The organism is Pseudomonas sp. UMAB-08 (assembly GCF_900095225.1).
Lineage (GTDB): Bacteria > Pseudomonadota > Gammaproteobacteria > Pseudomonadales > Pseudomonadaceae > Aquipseudomonas.
On record NZ_LT607453.1, the window covers coordinates 1 to 1,237 of the forward strand.

Below are 1,237 nucleotides of genomic sequence, written 5' to 3' on the forward strand. Positions count from 1 at the left end.
AGTCAGCTCCTTGTATCTCGACTATCGCTTTTCAACGAGCGATAGTTCTCGACTGATCATCGGGGGAGGACCAGGAAGCCGATCAGCTCCTTAAGCCTTGAGCTTGCATAGTAGATAGCGCTCCTGCCCTCCACACTCACTCGACAAGTCCGAACGGTATCTAGTTGCCCGTCATTGACGTGAGCACGCATTAACAAGGTAAGGCAGAGTGCTGTGATGATCTTTTTTTCTACTGAGGAGAAGACCATGTCCGCTTTCGTCGGTATCGACATCGCCAAGAATTCATTCGACATTGCCACTCCGTTGGACAATGGCAAGTTCAGAACCAAGGCCAAGCTGCCTAACAAACCCTCGGGTTTTCAAGAGCTGGAGGCTTGGCTAGAGAAACATGCCAAACCAGACGCCTGGCTCGTGATGGAAGCCACTAGCGTCTATCACCAGGGTGTCGCCGACTTCCTGTACAGCAAGGGATATAGGGTCTGCGTGGTTAATCCGGCGATTATTCATAGTTTTTCCAAGCAAGATCTGAGGCGAGTCAAGACAGACAAGGCTGACGCCAAGCTGATTGCAACCTATGCTCGGGACAAACAGATGGATCTCAGAGCCTGGGTGCCAGAGCCGCTGCCTCGTCGTCGCTTGCGGGCTTTGGTCCGCCGGCTGGGCGATCTTCAAGAGATCCTGCAGATGGAAACCAATCGTCTGGAGGTTTCCGAGAGTAGTGTCCAGAAATCGATTCAGTCGGTCATCGATCACGTCAAAAATGAGATTGCCGAGACTAAAAAAGCCATCAAGGATGGGATCGACGATGACCCGGATCTACGTCAAAAGCGCGATCTGATTGTCACCATAGACGGGCTTGGCGAAACGACGGCAGCCGTGATCCTTGCAGAACTGGGTGATCCGCTGGACTACCGGGGGCCGCGTGCGATCGTCGCCTTTGCGGGCTTAAACCCGTTGGTGAACACATCGGGGAACTGGACAGGTCCTACCCATATATCCAAAACTGGCTCGACGAGGCTGCGCACCGCGTTTTACATGCCTGGCATTGTCGCGATGCGGTACAACCCGGCGGTGAAAGCATTAGCGGAGCGCTTGAAAGACAGAGGCAAAGCCCCGAAACAGATTGTCTGCGCGGCGATGCGTAAGCTGCTGCATATCGTTTATGGCGTGCTTAAGTCGGGGAAGCCGTTTGACCCAAAACTGGCGCTTGCTCATTGAGGGTCAAGACGGTATCTAC

General features: G+C 53.6%; 1 protein-coding gene. It reads left to right on the forward strand.

The features are described from left to right. The first annotated feature begins 246 nt into the window (after positions 1 to 246). Complete coding sequence (locus K0F75_RS25375) at positions 247 to 1,218, forward strand: IS110 family transposase (RefSeq protein WP_219064701.1); 972 nt, start codon at positions 247 to 249, stop codon at positions 1,216 to 1,218. Positions 1,219 to 1,237 lie beyond the last annotated feature (19 nt).

Excerpts from the sequence above, each read along its gene's own strand:
- K0F75_RS25375 (WP_219064701.1), top strand. The coding sequence starts at position 247 with ATGTCCGCTTTCGTCGGTATCGACATCGCCAAGAATTCATTCGACATT.